The organism is Roseovarius sp. (assembly GCF_965228755.1).
Taxonomy (GTDB): Bacteria; Pseudomonadota; Alphaproteobacteria; order Rhodobacterales; family Rhodobacteraceae; genus Roseovarius.
Genome location: NZ_CBDDIG010000013.1, coordinates 950,074 through 976,351, shown reverse-complemented (window position 1 = coordinate 976,351; position 26,278 = coordinate 950,074). Strand labels below are relative to the sequence as shown.

The window sequence follows — 26,278 nt, the reverse complement described above, 5'->3', positions numbered from 1 at the left end:
CCTGTTCAGATTTCCCGAGCCACCTCTGGGCTCAGCAGTTTCCATTTGCGGCCTCGGTGAGGATCAGCTTGTCCAGCGTCAGGTCCGACACCGCGCGCCTCAGGCTCTGGTTCTCTTTCTCAAGCTCCTTGAGCTGTTTCAGCTGCCCTGGGCTCATGCCGCCATAATGCTTGCGCCACCGATAGTACGTTTGCTCCTTGACCCCGATCCGGCGTGACGCGTCCGCGATCGTCATGTCTTGCCCTTGCAGCACTTCGATCTGCCGAAGTTTCGATACGATGTCTTCTGCTTCTCTCGCTTCCCAGCCATTCTCTGGTCCTCCAAATTGCGGGATACTTCTATCCCAGTTGGTGGGCCACTTCAGTGGGGTCACTCCTCCCCCGCCTAGCGGTTCAGGATCTCGCGATTGTACCGGCGCGTCAGCAGCAGGCCGAAGAACAGCAGCGCAAGGCTGACGAAGAACACGTATGTCGTGTTGATGTATGTCGGCGAATAGGTGGTATAGAACCCCACCCGCGTCAACCCGGTAATATGCATCAGCGGGTTATACCACAGGATGTCCTGTGCCAGCTTCGGCAGGTCCTCGTAGATATAGATGATCCCCGAGGCCAGGAACAACGGCCGCGTGATGATGCCCCAGATCATGGCCCAGACCGGGAACAGGCCGATCAGCGTACAGTTCAGCGCCCCGATGCCCAGCCCCAGCATCATCGCAAGGCTGAACGCCTCGACGATCGGCCCCAGGTCGAGAACCGTGCGGTTCTCCACGATGTTCAGGATGATGGTGAACAGCAGGATGCTGGTGATGATACCTGTCAGACTGTTGAGAAGGAAACGGGCGACAAGCGCGTCGAACCAGTTCACGGCCGGGAACATCAGCAGCGGCTTGGAATAGCTGATCGCCTGCGACGTGGTGGACGAGATCACCTGGTACAGGTTGAACACGACATAACCGGTGGCATAAAACAGGATGAAGCTGGTGCCCAGCGACGGCGAGCGCAGCAGCAGCGAAAACCCGATCGCCAGGAACAGGATCGCGGCCAGCGGCTCCACCACACCCCAGATATAGCCGCCCGGCGTCCGGCCGTACCGCGTCGACATCTCCCGCAGCATGAGCGCGAGGATGTTGCGGATCACCGGAAACCGCACACGCGTTTCCTGCGTTCTTCCGACCTTCGGCGTGCCTGCCGAGCCTGTAAATGCCATAGGGGGACCACGGTGACTCTGATGATTTCGCCCGCCAGTATGCGCGACGCGGGGGGCGATTACAAACCGGTTGCCGCCCCATGTCGGCAAACCTGACCAATACGCCGAATAAACCTCCCCCGCGGCCGGTCATGCGCCCGAAAAGCGTATCGGAGCGACTGCACGCAGGCCAATGTCCGGCGTTTCTCCTGCGGCGCACTTGTGCTACCGCTTGCCCCATCGGGCCGTGGTCGCATCGCCCGTTCCGGCCGTATCAACGCAGGCATGTCTACGGGAACCGAGAGCTTGAAGGTCGTATTCCACATAGGAACGAAAAAGACAGGCAGTACAACGCTTCAGCGCACGCTGCGCGACCAGGCGCCATTCTATCGGAGCAAGGGCATCCTGTATCCGGAAATCGGCGAGCAACTACAACATAAACAATTGTTGTTCGCGATCTCCGAAGAGAGCGAGATGAAGGGTATCTTCGGCTTCAAAACCTCTGAACAGGTCCTGAAAGCGCGGGAAAAGTCGCTCGATATTTGGCTCGACACCGACAGGCAAGTACATCAGGGCGATTACCACACTGTCGTGTTCTCGTCCGAATTCGCGTTCGGGCTTCGGCCCCATAGCCTTGCACGATTACTTGAACGTCTCGGCGCGTATTCGACATCAATTCACCTGGTCGGGTATTTCCGCTCACCTGTCACACTGTACCGCTCTTCACTGCAGCAGAGCATCAAGAGCAGCCATATCATTCGGAACCCGCTGATTCCCTTTGATTACCGACGCCGATTCAGGAAGCTGGCCAATCTCGATTGCGCATCGGCGACAGTGCGCTGCTTCGAGCGCGCCCAGCTCCACAATGGCTGCATCGTCCAGGATTTCTCTACGACCGCTTTGGGCCTCACCCCGCAAGAGGCTGCGAGTATCCCCGTTACGAGCGCCAACGAAAGCGTCTCGGCCCCGGCCGTCAAGCTGCTTCATGATTTCAACCAAGTCCTCTTTCCCGGGCAGAGGCGGCCCGGCCGCCCCATCACCAGGCGCCTTTTGAAACACATCCAGCAGGTCGAGCAACAGGATGCCTTTCCGCGGCTGGAACTCAGAGGGGATCTGATACCCGGCATTGAACACGCGAACCGTGATGATCTTCTGTGGCTTCGCGACAATGCTGCAATCACCTTCACGGATGTGGATTACGACGAGCTGGCACAGCCGCCGGATGATCAGCTCCATCGTGTGAACGCGGCAAACCTACGCGATCTGGAAGATGTGATGATCGTCAACGATGAAGAGTACGCACGCTTCCGGGCGGCCCTGCTGGGCCAGATCCTGTTGGAACTGCCATCCGACTCACTGAAGGATTTGGCCGGTCAGACGGCACGGCCTGGGATTTCAGAAAGTTTCGCCCGGAAGCTATCCGGTTCGGCGGGCCATCGAGCCGCTACCAACGGCCAATTGTCCAAGGTCATTCACTTTCTCTCCTCGGATGCGGAGGACAAAGTCAGAACCGATTTGCAATGTGAGGCAGAAGACCAAATCTTTTGCCACATGCTGCGATTCGCTCTTGTGCAGTTAAGTAAGGTCACGCACTGAGAACAGTAATTTTCTCGCCATTGTGGAGTGTACGAAGTTTCCTTTCCGACGCCCTTGGCGCGAGATTACCGGGATGTCCGCCGGATACAGAAGAAACAGGCAATAGCTTGGAATTCGGCACACCGGCGTCCACTTAGGCAAAGAACGGCGCGGTCACGAGACAATTGAACTATCCCTTTAGAAAGACCTTGCAATAAGGCACACCTGCCGAGAAGTTCTGCAATGTGTTGCGGCGATCCATTGAACCCATAGTGGCCATCTGGTGAATATCGCGTCCATACATCGGAGGGAAGCGAACTTGGCTTCAGATAACCCATACAAGCACATCGAAAGCAGAGCATTCTGGAAACCTGCCGTCGGCAGCCGCAACAATCTGACTATCAACGAGCTGTGGCATCCAAAGTTCGAATTGAGCCAGGAAGACCTCGTGTTGACGGCCGGTTCCTGCTTTGCCCAGCATATCGGCCGGGCGCTTCGCCAGAAGCGATACAACTGGTTCATCGCCGAGCCGGGTCCCAAAGCATCCTCGCAGGCCGAACGGAAACGAAACCAGCGGTTCGGATACGATGTTTTCTCTTTCAGAACCGGAAACATCTATACCGCCGCGCTGCTGAAACAGTGGCTGAAATGGGCGATCGACCCGTCAAGCCAGTCTACCGAAGTCTGGCACGACGACGGCGCGATCTTCGATCCGATGCGACCGGCGATCGAGCCCGACGGGTTCGAAACGATGGACAGCTTTCTTGCCTCCCGAGAGGCGACACTGACGGCAATGCGCGACGGCATCAGGCAGGCCCAGGTTTTCGTGTTCACGATGGGCCTGACAGAAGGATGGGAGAATGCAGAGACCGGCGATCCTTACGCCATGTGCCCGGGCACGCTTGCCGGGGAATTCGACCGCGAGAAACACGTGTTCTGCAACTACACGCATGCCCGTATCAAGCAGGACTTCGAAGACGTTCTGACGCTTGCGCGATCGATCAATCCGGACATCAAGTTTCTGTTGACCGTCTCGCCCGTCCCCCTCACGGCGACGGCAAGCGGCGATCATGTCCTGTGCGCGAGCATGGCGTCGAAATCGACCTTGCGGTCAGTCGCGCACGAACTGCGATCCGAACATGAATTCGTGGATTACTTCCCGTCGTACGAGATTATTTCAAGCCCTGCCTACCGCGGCATGTTTTTCGAACCCAACATGCGCGAAGTGTCTCCCAAGGGCGTCGAACACGTGATGGAGCACTTCTTCGAGGGCCAGGCACGCTGGGGAGCCCCCAAGAAGACCAACCGCGCGAAGCGCGAGCGCGTTGCCCCACCGCTCCCGCAATCGGACGATGACCTCGTGTGCGAGGAAGCGATGCTAGAGGCCTTCGGCGAATGAAAATCTGCATAATCGGCAATTCCCACGCCTCGGCTTTGAAACTGGCGATGGACACCGGTTGGTCGCGTTCCGATTTCGATATCGATTACATGGTCCTGCCTGGCGGGGGCGGGCCCTATCTGAGCCGCGAAAAATCCCGGCTCAAACCACGGCGCAATTCCTTCAAGATGGCCAGCAACGTCGCGGGGGGCGCCGAGGGAGGGGTGGACGTCGCAGATTACGACGCCATCTGGGTAAGCGGCGTCGGCTTCAACGTATCGCTCCGCGGTATTTCCAACAAGGAAACGCACCCGCTCATGCTCGCCCGCATAAACACCTGGCCGGTCGGCGCCTCCGGCTTGCCCCGTATAACCGAGCGATTCATGCGCCAACTCGTGAAAAGCGATATCGCTTCCTCCGCATCGTGGAGGGTCTGCCAGGATGTGGTCGACATGGGATCCGCGCGGTTGGTCATACACCCGGCCCCAAGGCCCGGCGCGGCCGCCTTCTCTGACGAAACGCACCCGCTGGTCGCGGATTACGGCGAAAAGGGCGCCGGTGATCCCATTCGCGAGATGATGAACATCGGCGATGCCATGCTCCACGAACTGGCGCTCGAGACGGACCCAGGAATTCAGGTGGCAAGATACCCCGATGACGTGCTGGACGATGGCTTCACCAGGCCCGAGTACCTTCGGAAGAACGACGTGTTACACGTCGGGGCCGAGATTGGCGCGGCTATGTTGGATCAAATGGCCTATCTCACCACCGGCCCGCACCATAAAGAAGAGCGGCTGAGCGAGGCCCCGGCACCACAAGCGAACCTGCAATAAACCCTGCGCGGCTGTGCCCTGCCCTCACTTTTTCAGGAACGGCTCCACCGAGTTTCGGAACACCTCTTCATCGACCGAGTCGTCGAGATCCTCGGCCACCTCCGGATACATCGAGAAATCCCGGGAAAACAGGCGCTCCCTTTCCTGGAAGAACTCTTGACGCAGTCTCTTGTTGTTGCCCGCAAAGCCCCGGTAGAATGTCATCGCCCTTTCGCGGTCGGGCTTCGGCAGGCGCTTTCCATCGGCAAGATGCGCAATGGACCTGATGTACCGGCTTCTTTCTTCATGACTTTTTTCGACCTCACCCAGTTGGGCAAGCTCATTGTATCGACGAAGATAGGCGGCGATATTCCTGGACAGACTCGCATTTTTCCTGTCGGCGCTCAGCCGGCCCTTTAGCATTTCGAGGCCGTCGACCGATGCGAAGTCATCGAGGATATCCCACCCTTCCGGAATATGGTCCGGATAGAGCTTCACCCGCATCGTCTCGCGGCCGAACACCTTGGCCCAATCCTTGCTGACGCGCCAGTAATTCAGCCCCCGTTTGCTTCGGTTGCCAAATTTTTCCGACATCAGCGACTTAGAGACCCCGCCCCCCTTAAGGGCGGTGCTGTAATGGCTCACCGCAGCGAGATCCTGGCGCCGGATGTAGTAAATGATGCAGAATTCGTCGAAAACGTCTGGAATATCCTCTTTGAAAGCTTCGATTTCCCTGAGCAGGAAATCCGAGAGGGATTCCGCGGTGATGAGCGCGCTGTGCCCGCCCTTGTTCCGGACGAAATCCACCGCGTCCTCGTACCAGGATTTCACCGCTTCGGAGGCGACCTCGTTCCCGCAATAATACTCGGTGAACGCCTTGTCCTCAAGTTGTCCGGCCAAGGTGGAGACATAGATGCCTTCCTGTACCAACACCTCTTTACAGGACTTCAGTGCCGCTTGAACCGTCGTAGTGCCCGTTTTCTTGGCGCCAATATGCACATACAACCGCGTCATTTACCTGTTATTCCAGTCTTCCGTGTACGTGTTACATTGGCCGGGGTTCATTGTGCTTGGGCTTTATCGGTCAAACAACCCTCTTCAATCCGCGCCTTCGGCTCCGCTAATGACTTGTGTCTACAGAAATCTCCCAAGTTATTTAACCGATGATTAACAGGAGATGGCAGGGGCAGTCCCGGCCCGGCATATCGCGCATCCATGTGTGGATACCCCGGTTGATGCAAGGATTCTTTCTGGCAGTTCGGACATGCAATCGGGTGCGGTCATGTGTCAGGCCTCTGCGAATTCGCGCAGCAGCGTCGCCGTGCCCGTCGTGTCGTCGTAGTCGTGCTCCGCGATCCGGTTGCCTTCAGCGTCGTGGATCGCGTGGATCGTCTGCCCGGCCTGCATCCGCCGCCGGATCAACTGCTGGCCGAGCGTGTTATACACATACTCCGCCTGCACCACCCCGTTGATCGGGACGCTGATTAGCTGCCCAGCAGCGTGGCAGAAATTGCCGTTCCCCTGTGGACCGCGGTTGTCACAGTTGACGTTGCCAGCCCGGTTTCGAGCTGCACGTATTGCTAATTTGGTTCATCGCAAGTGTTCTGCGAATAGTCCCAACTTCCTCCTCTATCAAGGCAACCATCAATTTTCAGTTGTTTGCTGGCGAAGAAGAACAGGAAGGTTGCAACGACCAGAAACAGCAGAAAAAGCAACGTCTTTATCTTCATCATTAATACTGCCCTGGAAGTCCTGCCGGACGATACCTCCCACAAACATCGGCGCAGGTAAAATCAACGCTGTCCGAATTTTGTCGGCCCCAGCGGTTTGCTGCTTGGTCCGCAAGGGATTGCGCGAGGGTATCCCCTTTTAGTCTCTGATCGAATATCTCCCTCAGATTTGAGAGCTTCTCAGCCATATATTCGCCACCATCATCTGTCGGGCAAAATTTTTCTCGAGCCGCTTCACAGTTTGCTTTGCAATGAAAGTATTTATCGCTGTTTTTCCAGTTGGCATTTCGCATTATTAGATAGTTGCGACCGAACGCGATACCACCTTGTACCATACTGATCGAGCTACGGGTCCTGCCCGGAAAGGCAGCGCAGCTTCCACTCGGGCGATACGTGGCTCCACCGGGTGTCCAGCGCAACTCAGTGGTCCAATCAGGGCGGGAATGTTCAGTCCACTGCTCCCCCCTCGGATCCACATACCCCCCGGGTTCTGCAGGGCGTACCCGTAGACCGAAGCGCCATCCACGAGCCCCAACGGATCGGCCTGCAAATAGCGCCCCGTGCTTGGGTCATACTCCCGCATCCAGTTAGCGTGTCGGTAACTGGAAGACGCGAAGCGGCGACGCCCGCGGGGTCTCGCATACCCGGATATGGTGGTCGCTACAGCCAAATATCTCGGGCGATCTAAGGGAACTCCGGAAAAGCCCGTCAACTTATATCGCCCGGTGTACGGTGCCCGCGCGTAACGCGGCCTCGATCAGGATTCGCGAACAGAGCCTTGAGAAAATTCGGACGGGCCGGAGCATTCAAACTGCGAAGGTGCCTTGAGCAAGCGACTATCCGGATCGAGCAGCCGCCTGTGGAAATGGAAAAGTTGTTCAAACCTTTACGGAAGGCGTTTCATCGGCGACTGCATCGTAATCCTGGATGAGGATCGTGGCCATTTCCTCAGGCTCGCCGAGCGCGCCCTGCGCATTTTCACACCAAGTACTGAAACGCGATCGCGTCGAACTTTGTCCCCACACACTAATACTCCCGCGTGACGTAGATCCGGTTCTCGGCGATACGCTGCTTCACGTTGCTGTCGGTGGTATCGTTCTTCCAGGTCGACTCTTCCGACGTCTGGGCGATGTGTTCGCACAGGTCAGGCAGAACAAGCGATATGCGGTTCTGGTTCAACAGCGAATTGGGCGATTCCTTCCACTGCCACAGGTCGAAATGGCTGCCGCGATGGGGGCCGGGGTTGCCCCGCCGGCTGCCATCGTCGAACCACCACGGCAGGCGCCCGACACTGGCCAGAACTTCGGGCGTGGCCATGAAGTTCTTGCCGTCCACGGTATCGCTGGCCACCACGCGCTCGCCATTCCACTCGAAATCGGCAAAGCCCGGGTGGACCTCGGTGAAATATGCCGAGACGTAACCCAGGTATCCGGGCATCGCTTCACGCGCGATACCCACCATCGTACTGAAGTATTTCGACGGGTCCCTGATCAGGCAATCGTCCTGGATATAGCAGACGTAATCGGGCTTTTCCTCGGTCCGGCAGGTGATGTTCTTCACCAGGTCCAGCATGCTGTTCCACAGGTACGGCAGCCCGTGCTGGCTGCCTGTCCAGACCACGTGGTCGATCTCCGACGCATGCGCCGCGATGACGCCCATGGTCTCCTCGTCCAGCGTGTCGACCGCCAGCATGAGCCGGTGGCGATACGGCGAGGAGTGAATGGACTCCAGCAGCATCTTGAAGCTTTCGCGCAGGCACCAGGGGCGCTTCGAGGTCGTCATCATGACATCGACAAGGTCGGGCTCCTTGCGGAAAGGATGCCAGGAGTCGTCGGAAAACATCAGCTTTTTCACGCGGTTGCCCGAACGCGGCTTCCAGTCTTCCCCCTTGATGGCCATGTGCGCATGCTCGACGCGAAGGCGCAGGCCCTTCGTGCGGATACCGCTCATCATCGCGCAGGAAACGATGGCATGCTCGAGATCGGTCTCGCGTTTCACAAGGTCATCTCGCATCGCGGCGACGGCCGCCATCTTCTCGTCCACGACCGAGGTGTCGAGCTCGTTCAGGAACCGGCAGATGCGATCGCTGTCGGTCTCGTAGAGCGGCGCATATTCCTTCTGGCCGTTCTGGATCGCATCGATGCGAAAGCTGTTCTCGGGCGAGGTGACATCGGTCATCGGATGCCCGTCCAGCACGGCCGGAATCGTCCCCGAGGCCCAGGATTCCAGGATCGACAGCCCGTTGCCCTCGCAGGCGTTGGGGATCAGGTTGACGTCGGCGTCGTCGTAGAGCTTGGCAATGACGTCATGACTCGTCGGCTTGTCGATCAGCTTGTCGACCCGGGGATTGCTGAGCAGGCTGTTGCGCACCACTGCCGGCAGGGTCGACCGGAACTTCAGGTCAAAGACGATATCGTCACGCTCGAGCTTCTCGATCGCCTCGATCACTGCGAACGGATGCTTGCGAGAGCTCTCGTCGTAATCGTTGCCGACGTAGAGAACGCGAATGCGCTTGTCATCGCGCTTGCGCTCGAAGGTTTCCTTGGGGCTGAACTTCGACGGCCAGGGCAGATGCACGACCTTGGAGTTGCGGAAGGTCTCGGTCAGCTCTTCCTGCCGGTAGGGTGTCGGGCACAGCACGACATTGGCAAAGACCTTCGCCGTCGACAGCGTCGGCCGCGACAGCCAGTCGAGGTTCATGTAGAACACCTTGAACGTCTCGTCGAAACCGCGGTCGAACTCGACGAAACGCTCGAAGAATATCGTCATCTTCGGCTGGTCGATATCGACCGGATCGACCCAGTGCTTGGCCAGCGGGTGATCCTTGAGCGGGCTGGTATGATAGGAAATCCGGAAATTGAACTTGTTCCGCTTGAGGATCTCCGCCACCTGCTCGAGCTGGATCGTCAGCCCCGAGGTCGAGATCGGGCCCCACAACAGCACGATATGTTCCTGCCGGTCGCGCGGCATCTTCGACTTCTTCGGCACGGGAATGGTATAGGTCTGCGACACCAGCGAGGTCTTGGGCCACACCGGCTCCCTCGCGCCCTCGGCGTTCAGGATCATGATCGAGAAGCTTTCGGGCGGCGCGGGCTCGAGGGGGAAATCGAAGCCGTGCGTCAGGGTGATCCTGTCGATCGTCTCCACGCGTTCGGCCGGCTTGAAGGGATGGCGGGGGCCGTCGATGTTGTCGGTCCAGTACAGGGTCTCGGCACGGGTCAGCGCCCAGCCTCGCAGCCTGCCCTCGAACTTCTCGATGGACGAGCCGAACACCGCCGGCGCCTCCAGCCACTTGGCCAGGTTCTCGACCTTGCGGACCCCGAAATCGGCCAGCGGCACCGCCCGTTTCGCCCGCAACTCCGTTTCCGCCTCCGGCGCCACCTCGGCGTCGAACCCGTCGACCGAAACATCGGCCAGCAGCACGTCCACCCCTTGCGGCAGGTCGACCACGAAATGCGCCCGGCGCCCGTCCGGAAACGGCATGCAGTGGAAAGCCCCGGACAGATCGTGCCACTCCCCGGGCTTGAGCTGCACCCGCTTGCCCGGCGTGCCAGGCAATTCCGCGCGCCTACCGGTCTTGAGATGCGTCTCGACGATGAAAGGCTTTACCGAGAAATTCGCCCCGTTGCCGTCGATCCGCATGACCAGGCGCAACGCCTGAACCGGCTTGTCCGTCTGCCCCGGGGTGATGACAAGCCGCAGCCAGCCCTTGCCGGCCTTGGTCGACAACCGCACCACCGGCAGGCCACCCATTTCGACCCGGCGGATTTCGACAGGCGCATCGCCCATCGAGGCCGCGGGCTGCTTCCACTCGACGGCCAGAACCTCATCAATCTCGATACTGGTATTGGTAAATTCGACGTCTTGCAGATTGGTACGAAGTGAAGGTTGATTTTCCGGTACATACCGCGGGTTCCCGAACAGCCGCCAGGTCAGCCGCTTACCAAGAGACGGCCATGGAGCTGCTGACGCGTCGACAATCAGAAACCTTCCTGTCATCAACGATACACCTTCAGACTTCTTCTCATCGACGTCTGGACTATCCAATTCAGAAGTTAAGAAAACCTTTCCGGAAATTAACGCACTTGAAAGGGCGCAAGGTCTACTATCGCAACAACAAGTGTTACGCCGCGCCAGAACTAAGCGAATGTTTACATTTGACCTTTGCGCCGAAGGCATCAGGACGGATCAAACAAGCGAGGGCATCGGGCTTGAGGATTGTTTTCCATATCGGAACGAAGAAGACCGGCAGCACGACACTGCAGCATACGTTCCGGGCCCAGGCGCCGTTGTTCCGCGAAAAGGGCATCCTCTATCCCGACATGGGCAAACGGGTGCATCACACCCAGCTGCTGTTCGATATCGCCGATGACGACGAACTGCCCGGGATATTCGGCCGGAACTCGCCGGAGAAGATTGCCCGCAGCCAGGGCATATCGCGCAGGCTCTGGGAAGATGTCGACAGGCAGATCGCCGAGAGCGGATGCGACACGATCGTGTTCTCCTCGGAATACGCCTTCGGCCTTCGCTCCCACAGCCTGGCACGGCTCGTCCAGCGGCTTCGCGCCCATTCGGCGTCAGTTCACCTCGTCGGATATTTCCGCTCCCCCGTCGTTCTTTACCGATCGGCCCTGCAGCAGAACCTCAAATACGGCCACGTCATTCGGAATCCGCAGAACCCGTTCGATTATGGCCGGCGATTCAGAAAGATCGCCCGCCTCGAATGCGACTCCGTCGCGGTCCGGTGTTTCGAACGCGCCGCCCTGCTGAACGGCTGTATCGTGCAGGATTTCTGCGTTTCGGCATTGCAAATGGAACCAGCCGAGGCAGCCGGCATCCCGGTGACAAGCGCCAACGAAAGCGTCTCCGCCCCCGCGATGACCCTCCTGTACGATTTCAATCGCGTCCTCTTCCCCGGGCGACGGCAACCGGGCCGGCCGATCAACAAACGCTTGCTGAACGAGATCCAGTCGCTCGAGTCCGCCGGCACCTTTTCCAAGGCCGCCCTCAGGAAAGAGGTCGTGTCCGAAATTGAACTTTCACACCGAAATGAGCTCTTGTGGCTTCGCGACAATGCCTCGATCACCTTTACCGACGTCGATTACGACCGCATTTCAAGACTGCAGGTCGATCCCTCTCAACGAAGAACACAGTCTGGTGCCCCCGTTCTGGCTGATGTCATGGAGCTCGATACGGCAGAGTATGAAGAATTCCGGTCAGCACTTCTGATGCAGACCCTCTTAAAGCTGACATTGGCGGTAAAGAATTCGTATGGCGCTGTCGAAACTGCGCGCCCCTTGCGCACGAAGGCGTCACAATCAGTCGTTGAACGAGAGATGGCGTTACTGAACGGTCATGCCCGGGAACATACGGTGGCAGAAACCCTGTCGGCCTTAGCCGGGAAGGCGGAAAGCCACCTGAAGGTCGATCTGCCTGTCGATGAAGAAACTCAAATCTATTCTCAAATGATTCGCCTCACTTTGGTGCAACTTGATAAGGTGACGACGCAAAACCCCTAGCCTTCACGGCCCCATGGCTCCTCTGGACAGGCCTTGCCCCCACGCTCCCCTACACGGTCGATTTCGAACCTTTCTTCCCGTGGTTCGCGCCTTTCGTGATCGGCATTGCGCTGGTCAAACTCGCCGAGCGGCGAAGCCTTCCGGCGCGGCTCGGCTCGAGCCCGCCGAAGACCTCCCGCCTCGCCCGCGCCGCGATCTGGGCGGGCCGTCACAGCCTGCTGGTCTATCTCGTTCACCAGCCGATCCTGCTCGCCGTGACCTGGAGCCTCGCGAAAACGCTCGGCACGCTGCCCTGACCCGTCAGGACGAAACGGAACGGTCGACCTCTTCCTCGTCGCACACGATGCTGGCGGCGTCGCCATAGGCTTCGCTTTCCTCGCGCCTCAACGCCATGTCGGCCCGGCCATCGCCCTCGTCGGTATAGGCCGCCACGAAACTGCGCATCGCGTGGGCGACCCCGATCGAGTTCACCTCCCGGCTGTCCTCTTCGAAATACATCCCGCCCGTCGGGCTTCCGGTGATGATCTCGTAAGAGGGGAAGTAGTCGACCCAATCCGAGGCGTCACACGCCGCCTGAGCGGCCACCCGAAGGACGGACTTGCTATAGGTGGTCGAGACCAGGACGTGCCGGTCCTCATATGTCGCGATCAGCGGTACGGGCGAGACGGTCAGCAGCACCCGCACCCCGGGGTTCACGGCCCGCAGCGCGTCGAGGAACTCGGCCAGCTCCGCGCGGGTCTCGTCGATGGTGAAGTTGTGAAACTCGTGCCGCGTCTCGTCGAACGCGCCGCCCGCCACACCCGGCGCCAGCGGGAAGACGGCGCCGTCCTGCCGTGACCGCCACGCCTCGGTCAGCCCGAGGGTGAAGACGAAGATGTCGGCCTCCGCGAACACCTGGCGGACATGGGCAAGGTGCTCTTCCCGCGCCTCCGCCACCTCGGCGGGCGAGGCATAGCCCTCGGGCTCCACCGTCGGCCGATAGGGATCGACAAACCGCCCGTCCTCGCGCTGCCACGCGGTCTCCTCCCTGCGTTCGCCGTGCATCGCTTCACGGAACAGCTGGTTCAACTGGTGCACGGTATAAAGGTTGCCGTAACGGGCAGAGAACACGCCATACTGCCCCCGCGCCCGCTCTTCCGGCGCAAGCCCCTCGCCGGCCTCGGGAACGAAATAATTGAACCCCAGCGCGCCCAGCCGCCGGGATATGTGCTGTGCGAAACAGCTGCCGGCCGTGGCGATCCTGTCGGTGCGGGTCAGGGTGAATTTCGGACGCGTCACCGGGTCCACCAGGTGCGCCTCGGTGCGCGACACCGCGCGCCGCCAGAACTGGTAATCCTGCCCCGATGCATAGGGGTTATCCGCCATCGTCACCCTCCGAACCGGCCTGCAATGCATGCCTCGAACGCCCGGGTTTTTCGCGGCGGCCAGCCTCTGATCCGCAGCGCCCCGTGCGGGAAACCTGAATAGGTGTCATAGCACATGGCGACAAACTCCGTCAGTGTCATAAGATCATCCGCCTGGGCCGGCTTGAAAAAATAGCTCCCCCTTGCGCCGACCGCCTCCGCGATCTCGGGATAACACGGGTAGCTCGGCCCATTGGCCAGAAAGTCCGGCACTGGCAGATCAACATCCCGCCGCTCCACCGGTATCCTGGCGGCCGCAAGTCGTCCGACGTCGACAAGCGCATGCGCGTGCGGATGATTGACGGTATGCATGAAACACCCCTGCCTCGCCCAGCGGCGGAACAAGGGGGCGATCGGCATGCCGGCCTCCGCAAAGGCGCCCAGCAGATTGTCACGGCCCGTCTGCCATGCCGTGAAGAACTCCATTTCGCGGTACACCTCCTCAGTGAAAAGCGAAACGGTATCCGCAATGCCGAGACCGGCCTGATGGCCGAGATAGCAGATGCTGGAATGATAGGCCCCAAACCGCGTGGTGACCGAGGTATTGTCCGGCTTTGCGAGGTAAATCGTATCAGGATGGTATCCCGAAAAGTAGAACGGTGGCAGCACGACGATCTTGCTCTCGTCGACTCCCTCTTGCACGGCCACATCCCGCCGCAGCGGCATCAGGACTACAGTATCGTTCCTGGCACAATCGTTCAGGAATTCCGCCCGGTCCCGCTGGGCTTTGCGGTCGTCGTAGGCGGTTACTTTGACCGAGGGACACACCCGCTCGAGCACTTTCGCATAAATCGGCGTCGCACAATTCGACACCAGCAGAACGGAGTGACACTCCGTACCGGTTCGCCGCAGATGCGGCGCAGCGGCAGGTGGCTGTTTCTGAATGCGCCTCTTCAGCAAGCCGACCACCGAATCCGGTAACGCGGCCTTGGCAGTGCGTACCAGTATGCGACGCGCTTCGCCGGACATGAAACTTTCCAACGCTTTAACAACATGAGCAAGAGCCTCGATGCAGTACCGAACGTCCCCGGATCACCCGATGTGCCTAACGCAATCCGAAACCGGCCACCAGCCGTTTCTGTGCCCCTTTCATGCCCAGGCTTTCCGCCGCGCAGTCAGAATGGCAACCCGCCGGCGCAGGTCATCGCTAACCGGCCCCCGCCGCGGACGATCCCGCAAAGTCGTGCAAAGGTGCGGCGGCGTCGGCCCCCGCGACCGGCGCGGCCAGGTCAACCCCGACAGCACGTCCTCCGCATCCGCCGGCAGCCGGTCCGGGATCTCGTACCCGTTCAGCGTCGCCCAGACCCCGGCCCACAGCCGGCCCACCGTCCACGGGTTGTACCCGCCGCCACCCAGTACCAGCAGGCGCGGTGCCATCCCCATCAGCGCCGCCAGCAGTGTCCAGTGCGCGTTATTCGTCAGCTCCAGCCGGGACAGCGGATCTTCTGCCACCGCATCCGCCCCGCACTGGAACACGATCGCCTGCGGGCGGAACCCGCCCACCGCGGGCAGGATCACCTCGTCCCGGCCCATCGCGAAGCCATCGTCCCCCGTGCCGCGCGGCAGCGGCAGGTTGATCGCACTTCCGCCCGCGTCATCCTCGAGCCCCCCGGTAAAGGGCCACCGCCCCGCCTCGTGGGTCGAGATCATCAATATGCGCTCGTCGCCCGCAAAGGCGGCGGCCACACCGTCGCAATGATGCGCGTCGATATCGACATAGGCGACCCGGCTCAGCCCCTGCCGCAGGAACACCTTGATCGCCAGCACCGGATCATTGAGATAGCAAAACCCCGAGGCATGGTCGGGAAAGCCGTGATGCGTTCCACCCCCGGGGTTGTAGACCACCCCGCCCCGCGCCAGCAGGTCCGCCGCCAGCATCGAACCGCCGGCGGCCGTGGCCGGTCGCCGGAACATCTCGGGGTAAATCGGGTTCGAGAATGTGCCCAGTTGATGCCGCTCGCGCGTGGCCGCGCTCACCCCGCCGTCCCGTTCGGCCCGCTGCAACGCCCGGATATATTCCGCCGTATGAAACAGCTCCAGCGCCCGTGGCTTGGCCCGCGGGCTGCTTAGGTACTGGCCGGGCGCGAACCAGCCCATGGCACGGCACAGGTCGATCACCGTCGGCACGCGGGGGATGCTCAGGGGGTGCTTTGCCCCATAGCTCGACCCCCGGTAGATCTCCGACCCGATGAAAAGCGGCTGGTCCATGCGGCTAAGCTAGGGCCCGCGCGCAGATGGCAAGCTGCCGCGCCCCGCTTCTTCTTGGCCCAAATATCCATATTCCGACGACCGCGTCCCGGCGCCTCGCCCGCGGCCGGTCACGCCAGTCACCCGCCCCGCAACCGCGCCAGCAACACCACTTCGCTGTCCGGCTGAATGGGCGTGAACCAGCTGTCATTATAGACTTTCCCGTCGATCGCCACCGACACGCCCCGGTCAAGCTGGGGCTTCAGGCCGGGATACTTCTCGGCCAGCCCGTCCAGCAGCTCGCGCAGCGTGCCCGCCTCGATCTCGACCTCGGTCTGATCGTCAGTCGCCGCGGCCAGCGATCCCCAGATCCGCACCTGCACCATCCTGAGCCGCCTTTCCGTCATCCGCCCCGGGCCAGGCCCGGGACGGACTTTGGTTTTACCCGTTCTGAATGGCCTTCAGCACCTTCGGCGGCGACATCGGCAGGCTGGTCATGCGCACGCCCGCCGCGGCCGAAACCGAGTTGGCGATCGCCGCCAGCGGCGGCACGATCGAGGTCTCGCCCACACCGCGCACGCCGTAGGGGTGCCCGGGGTTGGGGATTTCGAGGATCACCGTGTCGATCATCGGCAAATCCGAGGCCACCGGCACGCGGTAGTCGAGGAAGCCCGGGTTCTGAAGCACCCCGTCCTCGCCATAGATATAGGCCTCGTTCAGCGCCCAGCCGATGCCCTGCACCGCGCCGCCCTGGAACTGGCCTTCCACGTAATCCGGGTGCACGGCCTTGCCGGCATCCTGGAACACCGTGTAGCGCAGCACCTTCACCGCGCCGCTTTCCGGGTCCACCTCGGTATCGACCATATGCGTGGCAAAGCTCACGCCCGCGCCTTCCGCGTTGACCTCGGAATGGCCCGCGATCGGCCCGCCGGTGTTCGACGCGATGGCGGCGATATCCGCCAGGCTCATCGGGTCATGCTTGCCTGCGTTGGGGCCGGAAGGCCGCGCCGCGCCGTCTTCCCAGACAACCGCCTCCTCGTCGATGCCCCAGACCATCGCCGCGCGCTTGCACATTTCGCGCTTGGCGGCCCGAGCGGCCTCGATCGTGGCAAGCCCCACGGCAAAGGTCACCCGGCTGCCGTCGGTCACGTCGTTGAGGCCCAGCGAGGCAGTATCGGCGATCACCGTGCGCACCCGCTCGTAGGGCACGCCCAGCTCCTCCGCCGCCATCATCGACATCGAGGCGCGGGAGCCCCCGATATCCGGGTTGCCCTCGATCACGTTCACCGTGCCGTCCGGCGTGATGTTCAGCGAAACACAGGTGTTGCCGCCGAAATTGAACCAGAAGCCACAGGCCACGCCCCGCCCCTGGTTCTCGCCCAGGGGCGCGGTCCAGTGCGGGTGATCCTTCGCGGTCCGCAACGTCGCCTCCAGCCCGATTGCCGGATAGGTCACGCCATAGGCCGCCTTGGTCCCCTCGCGCGCGGCGTTCTTCAGCCGCACCTCGAGCGGGTCGAGACCAAGCCCCTTGGCCAGCTCGTCAATCGCGCTTTCCACGGCGAAGGCCGCCATCGGCGCGCCCGGCGCGCGGTACGCCGCCTGCTTCGGACGGTTGGCAACAACGTCCCACCCGACCGTCTTGACGTTCTCGAGGTCATAGGGCGCAAAGGCCGACATCGAGCCGAACTCCACCGGCGAGCCCGGATAGGCCCCGCCCTGGTAGCGCAGCTCGGCAAACCCGGCGGTGATCCGCCCGTCCTCGGTCATGCCCAGCCGGATGTCGATCGAGCTCGACGCGGTCGGCCCGGTGGCCCGCAGCACTTCCGACCGGCTCATCACCATCTTCACCGGGCGGCCCGACTTCTTCGACAGGGCCAGCGCCACGGGTTCGATGAACACCGTGGTCTTGCCGCCGAACCCGCCGCCGATCTCCGACGCGGTCACCTTCAGCCGGCTCTGGCTGAGGCCCATGATCGCGGCACAGGTATCGCGCACCATGTACTGGCCCTGCGTACAGCACCACAGGTCCGCCTGGCCATCCGTGCCCACCTGCGCGAGACAGGCATGGGGCTCGATATAACCCTGGTGCGTGGCCTCGGTCTTGTAGGTCCGTTCAAGCACCTTGTCGGCCTTGCCCAAACCGGCCTCGACATCGCCATGGCCGAACTCGTAACGGGCCACCACGTTGGCGCCCATACCCTCGGGCACGTTTTCGACCTGCCGACCGTCATGCAGCGCCGGCGCATCGGCCTTCATCGCATCGTCAACATCGATCACGTGCGGCAGGGTCTCGTAGTCGACCTTGATCAGCTTCAGCGCCTTTTTCGCCACCCGCTCGGACGAGGCGGCAACGGCAGCGACGGCATGACCGTCATAGAGCGCCTTCTCGCCGGCCATGCAGTTGTCGAGCACGTCCCACGTGGCCTCGTCCAGCTCCACCTCGGGGAAATCCGCCCGCGTGACCACGGCATGCACGCCTTCCAGGGCCTCCGCCGCCGAGACGTCGATCGACTTGATCCGCGCATGGGCGTGCGGGCTGCGCAGCACCTTGCCCACCAGCATCCCCGGCGCGGTCATGTCGGCGCCGAAACGGGCGCGGCCCGTCACCTTGTCCACGCCATCGGGGCGGTTCACCCGTGTCCCGACGACCTTGAAATCCAGCTTTCCGTCTACCTTCGCGTCAAGTGCCATTACGAAGCCTCCCGCATTTCCTCGGCCGCGGCCATCACGGCGCGGATGATCTTGTCATACCCGGTGCACCGGCACAGGTTGCCCGCCAGCCAATAGCGCGCCTCCTCCTCGGTGGGGTTCGGGTTATGCTCCAGAAGCGATTTCGCCGCGACGAGGATGCCCGGCGTGCAGATGCCGCATTGCAGGGCGGCATGTTCGATGAACTTGCGCTGCAACGGGTGCAGGGTCTCGCCCTCCGCCATGCCCTCGATCGTCTCGACCTTGCGACCCTCGGCCTCGGCGCCCAGCATCAGGCAGGAACAGACAAGCCGGTCGTCGACGGTGACCGAACAGGCCCCGCAATCGCCCGTGCCGCAGCCTTCCTTCGAGCCGGTCATACCCAGCCTGTCGCGCAGCACGTCCAGAAGCGTCTCGTCGGGCTCGCAGAGGTATTCCTGCGCGACGCCGTTGATGGTGGTGGTGACGTGGATCATGCTCATGCTGCGCCTCCTGCGCGTTTCTTCGCGATAACGGCCGCGCGGCGCGCCAGCACCCCGGCCATGTGCACCCGGTACTCGGCGGTGCCGCGCTTGTCGTCGATGGGTTTGGCGGCCTCGGAACAGGCGGCGCCCAGCTTGGCCAGCGCATCCTCGTCGACCGGCGTGCCGACCAGCGCCTCGGCCGCACCCGGCACCACGATCACCGTCGGCGCCACGGCGCCCAGCGCCACCCGCGCCGCGACGCAGTTGCCAGCGGCATCCAGCGTCAGCGAGACGCCACAGCCGACCACGGCGATGTCCATCTCGGTACGCGGAATGAACCGCAGATAGGCATCGCCCGACCGCTCCGGCCGCGCCGGAAGAAAAATCGACGCCACCAGTTCCCCGGGTTTGAGCGAGGTCTTGCCCGGCGCCACCGGCACGTCCTCTACGGGGATGTCGCGAATGCCCTCCGGCCCCGCGATCCGCGCCTTGGCTTCGGCCGCGACCAGTGCCGGCACGCTGTCTGCCGCGGGCGAGGCGTTGCACAGGTTCCCGGCAACCGTGCAGCGGCCCTGGATCTGGGTCGACCCGATCAGGTTCGCCGCCTCCACCACGCCGGGCCAATCGGCCACGAGGCCCTCGTTCTCGCCCATCTCGGCCGCGGACACCGCCGCACCGATCCGCCAGCCGCCATCCTCCTGCGAAATCGTCCGCAGGCTGTCGATGCGCTTGATATCCAGCACGGTATCGGGGTCGGCCATGTCCGAATGCATTCGCACCAGAAGATCGGTCCCGCCAGCGAGGATCCGGCAGTCGCCCTTGGCGCCGGCCAGAATATCCACGGCGGCGTCAAGAGACGTTGGAGCCTGGTAATTCATGTCGTTCGTTCCCTGTCGTTGTCGCCGGCCCGCACACAGTGAAGACTCGGTCTCTTTCCGGAAGTATCAGCCATTGTAGAGGCACGGGCAAACGCTTCCTTGACGCATACCGTCCTAGACCTAAGCCGCCTGCCGCTTGCGGGCAAGCCTGTTCATTTCGCGCGCAGACCCGAGGGTGTCGCGCCATAGGCCCGCCGGATCGCCCGGGTCAGCGCGGCCGGGCTGTCATAACCACATCGCAACGCAATCTCGGAAATCGACAGGCGGCTGTCCTCGATCAGCTTGCGCGCCGCCGACAGCCGCAGGTGCCGATACACCGTCCCGGGCGGCGCCCCCAGCCGTGCGCGGAAATGCCGGTCCAGCGTGCGCGGCTGGCAGGACAGCTGCTTCGCCAGCTGCTTCAGCGGCAGCGGCCGCTCCACCGTTTCCCGCATTACCCCCAGCGCCCGCCGCACCAGCGGGTCGGCCACCGCCTCGTCGGCCTTGCCCACCGGCGGGTCGCCATGCAGGAACAGCGCCTCCACGTCCAGCCGCGCCGACAGCCCCAGATGCTCGGCGATCAGGTCGAGCGTCAGGTCAAGTGCCGACATCGCCCCCGCACAGGTCATGAACGGCCCGTCCTTCAGCACCCTCGCCTGGCTCGCCTCCACGTCGAGGAACCGCTCGGTGAACGCATCCAGCAAATCCCAATGCACCGTTGCCCGCCGACCGCTCAGAAGCCCCGCCGAGGCAAGCAACCACGGCCCCGAATCGAGCCCCACAGTCACCTCGGCGAGCCGCGCCGCCGCCCGCAGCATCCGCCGGTTGGCCGAAGTGTCGTGGCTTTCATGTGCGTAACTCGCCAGCACGAACAGGTAATCCACCGCCCCCACCTGGCTCAGCGCCGCACTGGCCAGGATGTCGATCCCGCTGGACGACCGCCCCGTCCGCCCGTCCATCGTGACGATCCGCCAATCGAAGGCGCTGGCATGGGTCAGCGTGTTCGCCGCCCTGAGCGGTTCGATGCAGTTGGCAAGGCACAGGTTCGAGAACTCGTCGAACAGCAGGAAGGCGATGCGCACCGGGTTGCCCGGCGATTTTGTCCATTCAGGCATGATTTTTGTCTACTACCGCAAAATCGGCCCCCGCACCAGCGCGATAGGGTGACGGCCAGAACCCACGCAACAGGAAGGGAAGCCAATGCCGCTTGCCATGAATCGCGAGGTCTTCATCACCTGCGCCGTCACCGGATCGGGCGGCACGCAGGACAAGAGCCCGCATGTTCCCCGCAGCCCCGAACAGATCGCCGACAGCGCCATCGCGGCGGCAAAGGCCGGGACCGCCATCGTCCACTGCCATGTCCGCGACCCCGAAACCGGCGCGCCCTCGCGCGACGTGAAGATGTTCCGCGAAGTCACCGACCGCATCCGCGCCTCGGACACCGACGTGGTGCTCAACCTCACCGCCGGCATGGGCGGCGACATCACCTTCGGCGACGCCGAGAAGCCGCTGCCGCTGAACGATGCCGGCACCGACATGATCGGCGCGACCGAGCGCGTGGCCCATGTCGCCGAATGCCTGCCCGAGATCTGCACCCTCGACTGCGGCACCATGAACTTCGCCGAGGCCGACTACGTGATGACCAACACGCCCGGCATGCTGCAGGCGATGGGCAGGATGATGACCGAGCTCGGCGTCAAACCGGAAATCGAGGCCTTCGACACCGGCCATCTCTGGTACGCCAAGCAACTGGTCAAGGACGGCATCCTCGAAAGCCCGGCCCTCGTCCAGCTCTGCATGGGCGTGCCGTGGGGCGCGCCGGACGATCTCAACACCTTCATGGCGATGGTCAACAACGTCCCCGACGACTGGACCTTCTCGGCCTTCGGCCTCGGCCGCAGCCAGATGCCCTACGTCGCGGCCTCGGTCCTTGCCGGCGGCCATGTCCGTGTCGGGCTCGAGGACAACCTGATGCTCGACAAGGGCGTTCTTGCCACCAACGAGCAACTCGTCGCCCGCGCGAAGGAGATCATCGAGCGCATGGGCGCCAAGGTGATCGGCCCCGAGGAGGTGCGCAAGAAGCTCGGCCTCACCAAGCGGATGCCCAAGGGATGAAACGCGCCGCCCTTCTGGCCGCACTCCTGGCGCTCGCGGCCTGCCAACAGGATGTCCTCGGCCGCAGCAATGCCGAGCTTCGCAAGGAAGAACAGGCCTGCAAGGCCGAGGGCGGCACCTTCCGGACAGGCGGGCGCGCCGCGGCGCTGATGTGCTTCCACCAGATGGAGGATGCAGGCCAGACCTGCCGCCGCAGCACCGACTGCAAAAGCATCTGCCTCGCCCCGAACGAAACCGGGCCGGGGCAGTGCGCGGCCGAGGCACCGATGTTCGGCTGCATCGACATGTTCGACGAGAACGGGACACGCGCAACGATATGCATAGACTGACCCGCACCACGAAACGGACCACCTCATGAGCCAGCGCATCGTCATCACCGGCGGGGCCTCGGGCATCGGCCTGACTCTCGCCTGCCGCTTTGCCGAACGCGGCGACCGCGTCGCCCTTTGCGACGCCGACGGCGCGGCGGTGGCCCGGGTCCAGGCCGATCACCCCGACATGCTCGCCCGCCAGGTCGACGTCACCGACGAGGCCGCGATGCAGGCCTTCTTCGACGAGGTCGAAGCCGCCTTCGAAGGCGTCGACGTGCTCTGCGCCAATGCCGGCACAGGCGGCCCTGCCGGCCGGATCGAGGATCTCGACTATGGCGAATGGCAGGCCTGCATCGGCGTCAACCTCAACGGTGCCTTCCTTGCCTGCCGCTGGGCCGCGCGGCTCATGCGCGCCCAGGGCTCGGGCCTGATCCTGATCACCAGTTCCACCTCGGGCTTTCACGGCGTCCCCCACCGCTCGCCCTACGTGGCGGCGAAATGGGGCCTCGTCGGCCTCACCAAGACCCTGGCGATGGAGCTCGGACCGGCCGGCGTCCGCGTCAATGCCATCGCCCCGGGCGCGGTCGAAGGCGCGCGCATGGAGCGTGTCCTGCAGATGGAAGCCAAGGCCAGCGGCCGCACCGTCGAGGAAACGCGCGCGCTGTATGTGAAAGGCACCAGCCTGCGCACCTGGGTCACCGGCGACGACCTGGCCGACATGGCACTCTTCCTCGCCTCGCCGGCGGCCGGAAAGGTGTCAGGCCAGGTGCTGGCGGTCGATGGCCACACGGAAAGCATGGTCCCATGACCCCGACCACCGCAACACGTTACCCGGGCGGGCTGTTCCGCGCCGGGTTGGCTGTCGCCCTCGCCGTGACGCTGGCAAGCTGCGGCGGCCCCGGCGGTGACAAAAGCGGCCTCCGCAATGCGGATGCCCGCATCTCGAGCCAGGTGAACGTCACCGCCGCCCGCCTCGCGGGCGACTGGTACATCCGCGCCGGCTGGCCCGGCACGCCCGACCTCTCCGGCCCGCTGCGCCTCGCGAAGGGCGGCGAGACCCTCACCCTGACCGGAACGGCCAGCGACGGCCCCGTGCGCGCCACCCTGACCTCGATGGGCCAGGGCCGATTCCGCGCCGACAACACCCAAGCCTTCGGCGACAACCCCCTCTGGGTGCTCTGGATGGACGCCGACGACAGAACCGCGGCCATCGGCACCCCCGACGGCCGCTTCGGCTGGATCATGGACCGCGCCCCCTCCGGCGGCGCCGACCGGATCACGGCCGCGAAAGAAATCATGGAATGGATGGGATACGACCTGTCCCTTTCGAAGGAGACATCACAATGACCAAGACAGCAGCAATCATCGGCGGCGGCGTCATCGGCGGCGGCTGGGCCGCCCGCTTCCTCCTCAACGGCTGGGACGTGCGCGTGTTCGACCCCGACCCCGAGGCCGAACGCAAGATCGGCGAGGTGATGGCCAATGCCCGCGCCTCGCTGCCCATGCTCTACGACGTGGCCCTGCCCGACGAGGGCGCGCTCACCTTCCACGGCTCCATCGCCGAGGCGGTCGCGGATGCGGACTGGGTACAGGAAAGCGTTTCCGAACAGCTTGACCTCAAGCACAAGGTCATTGCCGAAATCCAGGGCGCCTCGACCGCGCCCATCAGCTCCTCCACCTCGGGCTTCAAACCCTCCGAGCTGCAACAGGGCGCCCCCGATCCCTCGCGCATCATGGTGGCCCACCCGTTCAACCCGGTCTACCTCCTGCCGCTGATCGAGATCGTCCCCTCGCCCGAAACCGACGAGGCGGCGATTGCCGCGGCCGAGGAGATCCTCACCTCTGTTGGCCTCTACCCCCTCCGCGTCCGCAAGGAGATCGACGCCCATATCGCCGACCGCTTCCTCGAAGCCGTCTGGCGCGAGGCGCTCTGGCTGGTCAAGGACGGCGTCGCCACCACCGAGGAAATCGACAACGCCATCCGCTACGGCTTCGGCATCCGCTGGGCCCAGATGGGCCTGTTCGAAACCTACCGCGTGGCAGGCGGCGAGGCCGGCATGCGCCACTTCATGGCCCAGTTCGGCCCGGCCCTCAAATGGCCCTGGACCAAGCTGATGGACGTGCCCGACTTCACCCCCGAACTGGTCGACATGATCGCCGACCAGTCCGACGCGCAATCCGGTCACCTCTCGATCCGCGAACTGGAAAAGAAGCGCGACAAGAACCTCATCGCCATGATGCGCGCCCTGCGCCAGCAGGGCAACGCCTCGGGCCGCCTGATCAACACTCACCAGCGGGCCATCCGGCACCTGCCCCGGGCCGCCAACCCGATGGTCACGCAGGACCGCGTCGTGCCCGTCGACTGGACCGACCTGAACGGCCACATGAACGAGGGGCGCTATGGCCAGCTCTTCTCGGACGCCGCGGAAGAGGTGATTGCATACGTGAGCGCCAGGGACGGCGCCCCCCTTGCCCCCACCAGCGCGGACTACGCCGCGAGCGGCTACAACTACTTCACCGTCGAGACGACCACGAAATACCTCGCCGAAACCCATGCCGGCGAGCGGATCGTTGTCCATACCCGCATCACCGAAGGCCGCGGCAAGAAGCTGCGCTGCTTCCACGAGATGAAACGCGCCAGCGATGGCGAGGTCATGGCCACCTGCGACCAGCTCATGCTGCATGTGAGCCTGGAAACCCGCCGCACCTGCGAACCGTCCGAGGACGTGCTGCAGAAAGTCGAGGCGCTGGCCGCCCTGCACAAGGAGGACTGAGATGCATTTCGGATTGACCGACGAACAGGAAATGATCGTCGACACCGTGCGGAGCTTCGTCGAGAAGGAAATCTACCCGCATGAAGAGGTTGTCGAACGCACCGGCGAGGTGCCGAAGGAGATCGCCGACGAGATCAAGCGCAAGACGCTCGACCTCGGCTTCTACGCCTCCAACTTCCCCGAGGAAGTGGGCGGCCCGGGGCTCAGCCACCTCGAGTTTGCCCTCGTCGAGCGCGAGCTGGGCCGCGGCTCGATGGCGCTCACCCATTTCTTCGGCCGGCCCCAGAACATCCTGATGGCCTGCGAGGGCGAGCAGCGCGAGCGCTACCTGATGCCCGCCGTACGCGGCGAACGGATGGACGCGCTGGCGATGACCGAACCCGACGCGGGCTCCGACGTGCGCGGCATGAAATGCACCGCGCGGCGCGACGGCGGCGACTGGGTCGTGAACGGCACCAAGCACTTCATCTCGGGCGCCGACCACGCCGATTTCGTCATCGTCTTCATCGCCACCGGCGAGGACATGACCGACAAGGGCCCCAAGAAGCGCATCACCGCCTTCCTCGTCGACCGGGGTACGCCGGGCTTCACCATCCGCCACGGCTACAATTCGGTCAGCCACCGCGGCTACAAGAACATGATCCTCGACTTCGACGATTGCCGCCTGCCCGACGCGCAGGTGCTGGGCGAGGTCGATGGCGGCTTCGCGGTGATGAACGAATGGCTCTACGCCACCCGCATCACGGTGGCCACCATGAGCGTCGGCCGCGCGCGCCGCTGCTTCGACTACGCGCTGCAGCACGCCGCCGAGCGCAAGCAGTTCGGCCAGCAGATCGGCAAGTTCCAGGGCATCAGCTTCCAGATCGCCGACATGATCACCGAGATCGACGCTGCCGACTGGCTGACGCTGGCCTCCGCCTGGCGCCTCGACCAGGGCCTGCCCGCCAACCGGGAGATCGCCTCGGCCAAGCTCTACGCCTCGGAAATGCTGGCACGGGTGACCGACGCCACGCTGCAGGTCTACGGTGGCATGGGGCTGATGGACGACTTCCCGATCGAACGCTTCTGGCGCGATGCCCGCGTCGAACGCATCTGGGACGGCACGTCGGAAATCCAGCGCCATATCATCAGCCGCGAACTCTTGCGGCCACTGGGGGCGTAAAAGAACTTTTATGCCTTCGGCGAGGATATTTTCAGCCAGAAGAAACACGGGGAAGCCCTCAAAGCCTCCCCGTGATCGGAAACACCGCACGGTGCTTCTCCTGGCACGGTCATCGGCT

At 63.1% G+C, this 26,278-nt stretch carries 24 protein-coding genes and 2 pseudogenes; 11 read left to right on the top strand and 15 right to left on the bottom strand.

Annotated features, from left to right (window positions below; genetic code table 11):
* Positions 1–40: 40 nt before the first annotated feature.
* Both ACO07J_RS23075 and ACO07J_RS23070 read right to left on the bottom strand, forming a co-directional pair.
* Positions 41–334 (bottom strand): annotated as a pseudogene (locus ACO07J_RS23075) (transposase); the annotation flags it as partial.
* Positions 335–384: 50 nt separating this feature from the next.
* Positions 385–1,149: an ABC transporter permease gene (locus ACO07J_RS23070; protein WP_422033361.1), complete on the bottom strand. Its 765-nt coding sequence runs from the start codon at positions 1,147–1,149 to the stop codon at positions 385–387.
* Positions 1,150–1,491: 342 nt separating this feature from the next.
* Here ACO07J_RS23070 and ACO07J_RS23065 point away from each other — a divergent pair, with 342 nt between their 5' ends.
* The 3 genes from ACO07J_RS23065 (at position 1,492) to ACO07J_RS23055 (ending at position 4,971) form a co-directional block, all read left to right on the top strand.
* Positions 1,492–2,781 carry a hypothetical protein gene (locus ACO07J_RS23065; protein WP_422033359.1) on the top strand — a complete coding sequence of 430 codons (1,290 nt, stop codon included), beginning with the start codon at positions 1,492–1,494 and terminating at the stop codon, positions 2,779–2,781.
* Positions 2,782–3,079: 298 nt separating this feature from the next.
* On the top strand, positions 3,080–4,159 hold the full coding sequence (locus ACO07J_RS23060; protein WP_422033357.1) for a GSCFA domain-containing protein: 1,080 nt from the start codon (positions 3,080–3,082) through the stop codon (positions 4,157–4,159).
* Positions 4,156–4,971 carry a hypothetical protein gene (locus ACO07J_RS23055; protein WP_422033355.1) on the top strand — a complete coding sequence of 272 codons (816 nt, stop codon included), beginning with the start codon at positions 4,156–4,158 and terminating at the stop codon, positions 4,969–4,971. Before ACO07J_RS23060 ends, ACO07J_RS23055 begins: the two co-directional genes overlap by 4 nt.
* Before the next feature lie 24 nt (positions 4,972–4,995).
* Here the strand turns inward: ACO07J_RS23055 and ACO07J_RS23050 are convergent, their stop codons facing one another.
* The 5 genes from ACO07J_RS23050 to ACO07J_RS23030 form a co-directional block, all read right to left on the bottom strand.
* Positions 4,996–5,964: a hypothetical protein gene (locus tag ACO07J_RS23050; protein ID WP_422033353.1), complete on the bottom strand. Its 969-nt coding sequence runs from the start codon at positions 5,962–5,964 to the stop codon at positions 4,996–4,998.
* 273 nt (positions 5,965–6,237) lie between these two features.
* On the bottom strand, positions 6,238–6,396 hold the full coding sequence (locus tag ACO07J_RS23045) for a hypothetical protein (protein WP_422033351.1): 159 nt from the start codon (positions 6,394–6,396) through the stop codon (positions 6,238–6,240).
* A gap of 286 nt (positions 6,397–6,682) precedes the next feature.
* Positions 6,683–6,973: a hypothetical protein gene (locus ACO07J_RS23040; RefSeq protein ID WP_422033349.1), complete on the bottom strand. Its 291-nt coding sequence runs from the start codon at positions 6,971–6,973 to the stop codon at positions 6,683–6,685.
* A 2-nt stretch (positions 6,974–6,975) separates the two neighbouring features.
* Positions 6,976–7,350, bottom strand: a complete 375-nt coding sequence (locus ACO07J_RS23035; protein WP_422033496.1) for an RHS repeat-associated core domain-containing protein — start codon at positions 7,348–7,350, stop codon at positions 6,976–6,978.
* Between the two features lie 356 nt (positions 7,351–7,706).
* A complete protein-coding gene (locus ACO07J_RS23030) occupies positions 7,707–10,469 on the bottom strand; it encodes a hypothetical protein (RefSeq protein ID WP_422033347.1) in 2,763 nt (920 codons plus the stop codon).
* Between the two features lie 167 nt (positions 10,470–10,636).
* Here ACO07J_RS23030 and ACO07J_RS23025 point away from each other — a divergent pair, with 167 nt between their 5' ends.
* Both ACO07J_RS23025 and ACO07J_RS23020 read left to right on the top strand, forming a co-directional pair.
* Positions 10,637–12,199, top strand: coding sequence for a hypothetical protein (locus tag ACO07J_RS23025; protein ID WP_422033345.1), 1,563 nt, complete (start codon positions 10,637–10,639; stop codon positions 12,197–12,199).
* A gap of 11 nt (positions 12,200–12,210) precedes the next feature.
* Positions 12,211–12,495, top strand: a pseudogene (locus tag ACO07J_RS23020) (heparan-alpha-glucosaminide N-acetyltransferase domain-containing protein); the annotation flags it as partial.
* Between the two features lie 4 nt (positions 12,496–12,499).
* On the opposite strand, the gene ACO07J_RS23015 reads toward ACO07J_RS23020, so the two are convergent.
* The 8 genes from ACO07J_RS23015 to ACO07J_RS22980 form a co-directional block, all read right to left on the bottom strand.
* Entirely contained in the window at positions 12,500–13,564 is a 1,065-nt protein-coding gene (locus ACO07J_RS23015) for a GSCFA domain-containing protein (RefSeq protein WP_422033343.1), read from the bottom strand.
* Positions 13,565–13,566: 2 nt separating this feature from the next.
* Complete coding sequence (locus ACO07J_RS23010; protein ID WP_422033341.1) at positions 13,567–14,571, bottom strand: WcbI family polysaccharide biosynthesis putative acetyltransferase; 1,005 nt, start codon at positions 14,569–14,571, stop codon at positions 13,567–13,569.
* Between the two features lie 120 nt (positions 14,572–14,691).
* On the bottom strand, positions 14,692–15,810 hold the full coding sequence (locus ACO07J_RS23005; protein ID WP_422033339.1) for an acetoin utilization protein AcuC: 1,119 nt from the start codon (positions 15,808–15,810) through the stop codon (positions 14,692–14,694).
* Between the two features lie 119 nt (positions 15,811–15,929).
* The gene (locus ACO07J_RS23000; protein ID WP_422033337.1) at positions 15,930–16,175 is read right to left on the bottom strand and encodes a MoaD/ThiS family protein; all 246 of its coding nucleotides are present in this window, start codon (positions 16,173–16,175) and stop codon (positions 15,930–15,932) included.
* A 55-nt stretch (positions 16,176–16,230) separates the two neighbouring features.
* Complete coding sequence (locus tag ACO07J_RS22995) at positions 16,231–18,480, bottom strand: xanthine dehydrogenase family protein molybdopterin-binding subunit (RefSeq protein WP_422033335.1); 2,250 nt, start codon at positions 18,478–18,480, stop codon at positions 16,231–16,233.
* Positions 18,480–18,959: a (2Fe-2S)-binding protein gene (locus tag ACO07J_RS22990; RefSeq protein WP_422033333.1), complete on the bottom strand. Its 480-nt coding sequence runs from the start codon at positions 18,957–18,959 to the stop codon at positions 18,480–18,482. Before ACO07J_RS22990 ends, ACO07J_RS22995 begins: the two co-directional genes overlap by 1 nt.
* Entirely contained in the window at positions 18,956–19,819 is an 864-nt protein-coding gene (locus ACO07J_RS22985; protein WP_422033331.1) for an FAD binding domain-containing protein, read from the bottom strand. Before ACO07J_RS22985 ends, ACO07J_RS22990 begins: the two co-directional genes overlap by 4 nt.
* Before the next feature lie 152 nt (positions 19,820–19,971).
* Entirely contained in the window at positions 19,972–20,913 is a 942-nt protein-coding gene (locus ACO07J_RS22980; protein ID WP_422033329.1) for a GlxA family transcriptional regulator, read from the bottom strand.
* Positions 20,914–20,998: 85 nt separating this feature from the next.
* Between ACO07J_RS22980 and ACO07J_RS22975 the strand changes: the two genes are divergently transcribed.
* Genes ACO07J_RS22975 through ACO07J_RS22950 form a run of 6 tightly spaced genes read left to right on the top strand, consistent with a single transcriptional unit; the run spans position 20,999 to position 26,160 of the window.
* A complete protein-coding gene (locus ACO07J_RS22975) occupies positions 20,999–21,913 on the top strand; it encodes a 3-keto-5-aminohexanoate cleavage protein (RefSeq protein WP_422033327.1) in 915 nt (304 codons plus the stop codon).
* Positions 21,910–22,242, top strand: coding sequence for a hypothetical protein (locus tag ACO07J_RS22970; RefSeq protein ID WP_422033325.1), 333 nt, complete (start codon positions 21,910–21,912; stop codon positions 22,240–22,242). The genes ACO07J_RS22975 and ACO07J_RS22970 overlap by 4 nt, the downstream gene beginning before the upstream one ends.
* 25 nt (positions 22,243–22,267) lie before the next feature.
* The gene (locus ACO07J_RS22965; RefSeq protein ID WP_422033323.1) at positions 22,268–23,032 is read left to right on the top strand and encodes an SDR family oxidoreductase; all 765 of its coding nucleotides are present in this window, start codon (positions 22,268–22,270) and stop codon (positions 23,030–23,032) included.
* On the top strand, positions 23,029–23,571 hold the full coding sequence (locus ACO07J_RS22960; protein WP_422033321.1) for a lipocalin family protein: 543 nt from the start codon (positions 23,029–23,031) through the stop codon (positions 23,569–23,571). The genes ACO07J_RS22965 and ACO07J_RS22960 overlap by 4 nt, the downstream gene beginning before the upstream one ends.
* Positions 23,568–24,998 carry a carnitine 3-dehydrogenase gene (locus tag ACO07J_RS22955; RefSeq protein ID WP_422033319.1) on the top strand — a complete coding sequence of 477 codons (1,431 nt, stop codon included), beginning with the start codon at positions 23,568–23,570 and terminating at the stop codon, positions 24,996–24,998. The genes ACO07J_RS22960 and ACO07J_RS22955 overlap by 4 nt, the downstream gene beginning before the upstream one ends.
* A 1-nt stretch (position 24,999) precedes the next feature.
* A complete protein-coding gene (locus tag ACO07J_RS22950) occupies positions 25,000–26,160 on the top strand; it encodes an acyl-CoA dehydrogenase family protein (protein WP_422033317.1) in 1,161 nt (386 codons plus the stop codon).
* Positions 26,161–26,278 lie beyond the last annotated feature (118 nt).